Raw genomic sequence first — 5,572 nt, 5'->3', positions numbered from 1 at the left:
GGGGGAGGTAACTGCTTGAACTTTCTTGGGAAACGGTTGATAAAAAGTTTCCGGGAGGGGTTGACAAGGTAGCGGTTCGGAGTAGAATGCGCGCCTCGATTGAAGCAGTAAGCCGGATGAGATTTGGTGGTTTTGAGAGTTTCGAAGCTGCTGAAAACAAACGGTTGACAAGGTCGGGATTCGCGGTAGAATACGCGGCCTTGATTGAGCAGAGGCTCAACGCTCTTTAAAAAGTTAACCAAGTAATTCGTGTGGGCGCTGGCCGAGGTATTTCGGACACGAAATATCAGGACAGTGACTCGTCGAGATTGAGTTTTGTCTTGAGCATGATTTTGGAACCTTTGGGTTTCAGTATGATTTAAACTGAAGAGTTTGATCATGGCTCAGATTGAACGCTGGCGGCAGGCTTAACACATGCAAGTCGAGCGGTAACAGGGGGAGCTTGCTCCCTGCTGACGAGCGGCGGACGGGTGAGTAATGCATAGGAATCTGCCCAGTAGTGGGGGATAGCCCGGGGAAACCCGGATTAATACCGCATACGCCCTACGGGGGAAAGCAGGGGATCTTCGGACCTTGCGCTATTGGATGAGCCTATGTCGGATTAGCTAGTTGGTGGGGTAAAGGCCTACCAAGGCGACGATCCGTAGCTGGTCTGAGAGGATGATCAGCCACATCGGGACTGAGACACGGCCCGAACTCCTACGGGAGGCAGCAGTGGGGAATATTGGACAATGGGCGCAAGCCTGATCCAGCCATGCCGCGTGTGTGAAGAAGGCCTTCGGGTTGTAAAGCACTTTCAGTAGGGAGGAAAACCTGATGGTTAATACCCATTGGGCTTGACGTTACCTACAGAAGAAGCACCGGCTAACTCCGTGCCAGCAGCCGCGGTAATACGGAGGGTGCGAGCGTTAATCGGAATTACTGGGCGTAAAGCGCGCGTAGGCGGTTTGGTAAGCGAGATGTGAAATCCCCGGGCTTAACCTGGGAACTGCATTTCGAACTGCCAGGCTAGAGTATGGTAGAGGGTAGTGGAATTTCCTGTGTAGCGGTGAAATGCGTAGATATAGGAAGGAACACCAGTGGCGAAGGCGGCTACCTGGACCAATACTGACGCTGAGGTGCGAAAGCGTGGGGAGCAAACAGGATTAGATACCCTGGTAGTCCACGCCGTAAACGATGTCAACTAGCCGTTGGGACTCTTGAAGTCTTAGTGGCGCAGCTAACGCACTAAGTTGACCGCCTGGGGAGTACGGCCGCAAGGTTAAAACTCAAATGAATTGACGGGGGCCCGCACAAGCGGTGGAGCATGTGGTTTAATTCGACGCAACGCGAAGAACCTTACCTGGCCTTGACATCCAGCGAACTTTCCAGAGATGGATTGGTGCCTTCGGGAACGCTGAGACAGGTGCTGCATGGCCGTCGTCAGCTCGTGTCGTGAGATGTTGGGTTAAGTCCCGTAACGAGCGCAACCCCTATCCCTAGTTGCCAGCGATTCGGTCGGGAACTCTAGGGAGACTGCCGGTGACAAACCGGAGGAAGGTGGGGATGACGTCAGGTCATCATGGCCCTTACGGCCAGGGCTACACACGTGCTACAATGGCGCGCACAGAGGGTTGCGAACCCGCGAGGGGGAGCTAATCTCAGAAAACGCGTCGTAGTCCGGATCGCAGTCTGCAACTCGACTGCGTGAAGTCGGAATCGCTAGTAATCGCGAATCAGAATGTCGCGGTGAATACGTTCCCGGGCCTTGTACACACCGCCCGTCACACCATGGGAGTGGATTGCACCAGAAGTAGTTAGTCTAACCTTCGGGGGGACGATTACCACGGTGTGGTTCATGACTGGGGTGAAGTCGTAACAAGGTAGCCGTAGGGGAACCTGCGGCTGGATCACCTCCTTAAACGAAGCCGAACGCTTCGGTCAGAGTCCACACGAATTACTTGGTTGACTGGAAAGAGAGCAAAAGGGTCTTTGCAGGCCCGACTGGTATTGTCGAGAGGCAAGCAACACCGGGTCTGTAGCTCAGGTGGTTAGAGCGCACCCCTGATAAGGGTGAGGTCGGTGGTTCAAGTCCACCCAGACCCACCAGAATTCCTTCGGGGATTCTAGCAACCTTGTATGGGGCCGTAGCTCAGCTGGGAGAGCGCCTGCCTTGCACGCAGGAGGTCAGGAGTTCGATCCTCCTCGGCTCCACCACCCGTTTGGCGGACGATGCCGGTAGAGCAGTGTGCAGAAACAAGTGTTTCGACGTGATGGTGCGTTTGAAGCCCTTCTTTCTGATCACTGGGTCAGAATTGCTCTTTAACAATTTGGACGAGATAGAACACAGAATTTCTTCTCTCATTATCTCCGAGAGAAGGGTTCAAAGTGATAGCGATTTCAAGCGTTATCCGGTGTGTCGTTGAGGTTGTGGACGAAACGACCCCGACAGCGATCCGGACCGGGCGACCGGGAAGGACAACCGTTGTTTTGGGGTTATATAGTCAAGCAACTAAGCGCATACGGTGGATGCCTTGGCAGTCAGAGGCGATGAAAGACGTGGTAGCCTGCGATAAGGCTCGGGGAGCTGGCAAACAAGCTGTGATCCGGGCATCTCTGAATGGGGAAACCCACCGGCCTTCGGGTCGGTATCACACAGTGAATCCATAGCTGTGTGAGGCGAACCAGGGGAACTGAAACATCTAAGTACCCTGAGGAAAAGAAATCAACCGAGATTCCCTAAGTAGCGGCGAGCGAACGGGGACCAGCCCTTAAGCTGAACAACCGGTAGGAGAAGGCTCTGGAAAGTGCCGCCATAGTGGGTGATAGCCCCGTATCCGAAACCTGAGTTCAGTGAAAACGAGTAGGTCGGCGCACGTGAAACGTTGACTGAAGATGGGGGGACCATCCTCCAAGGCTAAATACTCCTGACTGACCGATAGTGAACCAGTACCGTGAGGGAAAGGCGAAAAGAACCCCTGTGAGGGGAGTGAAATAGATCCTGAAACCGTATGCGTACAAGCAGTCGGAGCACCTTCGGGTGTGACGGCGTACCTTTTGTATAATGGGTCAGCGACTTATGTTCAGTGGCGAGGTTAACCGTCTAGGGGAGCCGTAGGGAAACCGAGTCTGAATAGGGCGACTTAGTCGCTGGGCATAGACCCGAAACCGGGCGATCTATCCATGAGCAGGTTGAAGGTGCCGTAACAGGCACTGGAGGACCGAACCCACTGTCGTTGAAAAGCCAGGGGATGACTTGTGGATCGGAGTGAAAGGCTAATCAAGCCCGGAGATAGCTGGTTCTCCCCGAAAGCTATTTAGGTAGCGCCTCGGACGAATACCACTGGGGGTAGAGCACTGTTTGGGCTAGGGGGTCATCCCGACTTACCAACCCCATGCAAACTCCGAATACCAGTGAGTACTATCCGGGAGACACACGGCGGGTGCTAACGTCCGTCGTGAAGAGGGAAACAACCCAGACCGCCAGCTAAGGTCCCCAAGTACCAGTTAAGTGGGAAACGATGTGGGAAGGCTCAGACAGCTAGGAGGTTGGCTTAGAAGCAGCCACCCTTTAAAGAAAGCGTAATAGCTCACTAGTCGAGTCGGCCTGCGCGGAAGATGTAACGGGGCTCAAACTGGTCACCGAAGCTGCGGCTGCATACGTTGTATGCGGGGTAGGGGAGCGTTCTGTAAGCCTGCGAAGGTGTGTCGAGAGGCATGCTGGAGGTATCAGAAGTGCGAATGCTGACATGAGTAACGACAATGCGGGTGAAAAACCCGCACGCCGGAAGACCAAGGGTTCCTGCGCAACGCTAATCGGCGCAGGGTGAGTCGGCCCCTAAGGCGAGACCGAAAGGTGTAGTCGATGGGAAACGGGTTAATATTCCCGTACCTTGGATAGCTGCGATGGAGAGACGGAGAAGGCTAGGTGAGCCGGGCGACGGTTGTCCCGGTTTAAGCGAGTAGGGAGTGGGCTTAGGCAAATCCGGGTCCACAATCCTGAGACGTGACGACGACTGCCCACGGGCGGGAAGTCATTGATGCCATGCTTCCAGGAAAATCTTCTAAGCTTCAGGCTATTCGAGACCGTACCCCAAACCGACACAGGTGGTCAGGTAGAGAATACCAAGGCGCTTGAGAGAACTCGGGTGAAGGAACTAGGCAAAATGGTGCCGTAACTTCGGGAGAAGGCACGCCGGTGCGTACGTGAAGCCCCCGCGGGTGGAGCGGAAGCCGGTCGAAGATACCAGGCCCCTGCGACTGTTTATTAAAAACACAGCACTCTGCAAACACGAAAGTGGACGTATAGGGTGTGACGCCTGCCCGGTGCCGGAAGGTTAATTGATGGGGTTAGCCCTCGGGCGAAGCTCTTGATCGAAGCCCCGGTAAACGGCGGCCGTAACTATAACGGTCCTAAGGTAGCGAAATTCCTTGTCGGGTAAGTTCCGACCTGCACGAATGGCGTAACGATGGGGGCGCTGTCTCCACCCGAGACTCAGTGAAATTGAAATCGCTGTGAAGATGCAGTGTATCCGCGGCTAGACGGAAAGACCCCGTGAACCTTTACTATAGCTTCACAGTGAACTTTGAGCATGCTTGTGTAGGATAGCTGGGAGGCTTTGAAACCGGGACGCCAGTTCCGGTGGAGCCGACCTTGAAATACCAGCCTGGCATGTTTGAGGTTCTAACTCGGTCCCCTGATCGGGGATGAGGACACTGTGTGGTGGGTAGTTTGACTGGGGCGGTCTCCTCCCAAAGCGTAACGGAGGAGCACAAAGGTGGGCTAAGCACGGTCGGACATCGTGCGGTTAGTGTAATGGCACAAGCCCGCTTGACTGCGAGACAGACACGTCGAGCAGGTGCGAAAGCAGGTCATAGTGATCCGGTGGTTCTGTATGGAAGGGCCATCGCTCAACGGATAAAAGGTACTCCGGGGATAACAGGCTGATACCGCCCAAGAGTTCACATCGACGGCGGTGTTTGGCACCTCGATGTCGGCTCATCACATCCTGGGGCTGAAGCCGGTCCCAAGGGTATGGCTGTTCGCCATTTAAAGTGGTACGCGAGCTGGGTTTAGAACGTCGTGAGACAGTTCGGTCCCTATCTGCCGTGGACGTTGGAGATTTGAGGAAAGCTGCTCCTAGTACGAGAGGACCGGAGTGGACGAACCTCTGGTGTTCCGGTTGTCACGCCAGTGGCACTGCCGGGTAGCTATGTTCGGACGGGATAACCGCTGAAAGCATCTAAGCGGGAAGCCCCTTCCAAGATGAGATCTCCCTGGACCCTCGAGGTCCCTGAAGAGCCGTTCAAGACCAGGACGTGGATAGGCCGGGTGTGTAAGCGCTGTGAGGCGTTGAGCTAACCGGTACTAATGGCTCGTGAGGCTTGACTATATAACGCCCAAGACAATGGCGGGTAACCTTGAAAACCTATCACTTCTGTCTCGTCCCCCAGTGATCAACCTGTTTTGCCTGACGACCATAGCGGTCTGGAACCACCTGATCCCATCCCGAACTCAGAAGTGAAACAGACCAGCGCCGATGGTAGTGTGGCATGGCCCATGCGAGAGTAGGTCATCGTCAGGCTCCTAATC

2 tRNA genes and 3 rRNA genes are annotated in these 5,572 nt (G+C 54.8%); all 5 read left to right on the top strand.

The annotated features are described in order from the left end of the window. Window positions 1–360: 360 nt before the first annotated feature. Window positions 361–1,900 (top strand): 16S ribosomal RNA (locus tag BTO32_RS17480). Window positions 1,901–2,011: 111 nt separating this feature from the next. Beyond that, a tRNA-Ile gene (locus BTO32_RS17475) sits at window positions 2,012–2,088 on the top strand. Between the two features lie 32 nt (window positions 2,089–2,120). Further along, window positions 2,121–2,196, top strand: a tRNA-Ala gene (locus BTO32_RS17470). Window positions 2,197–2,481: 285 nt separating this feature from the next. Further along, window positions 2,482–5,372: ribosomal RNA gene (locus BTO32_RS17465) — 23S ribosomal RNA — on the top strand. A 77-nt stretch (window positions 5,373–5,449) separates the two neighbouring features. Next, window positions 5,450–5,564 (top strand): 5S ribosomal RNA (gene rrf / locus BTO32_RS17460). Together the 16S, 23S and 5S rRNA genes with 2 tRNA genes alongside form the textbook arrangement of a ribosomal RNA operon. Window positions 5,565–5,572: the final 8 nt, after the last annotated feature.

It is taken from the genome of Marinobacter lutaoensis, assembly GCF_001981305.1.
Lineage (GTDB): Bacteria > Pseudomonadota > Gammaproteobacteria > Pseudomonadales > Oleiphilaceae > Marinobacter > Marinobacter lutaoensis.
The sequence above is the reverse complement of the archived record's forward strand: the minus strand, read 5'-3'. Positions and strand labels throughout refer to the sequence as shown.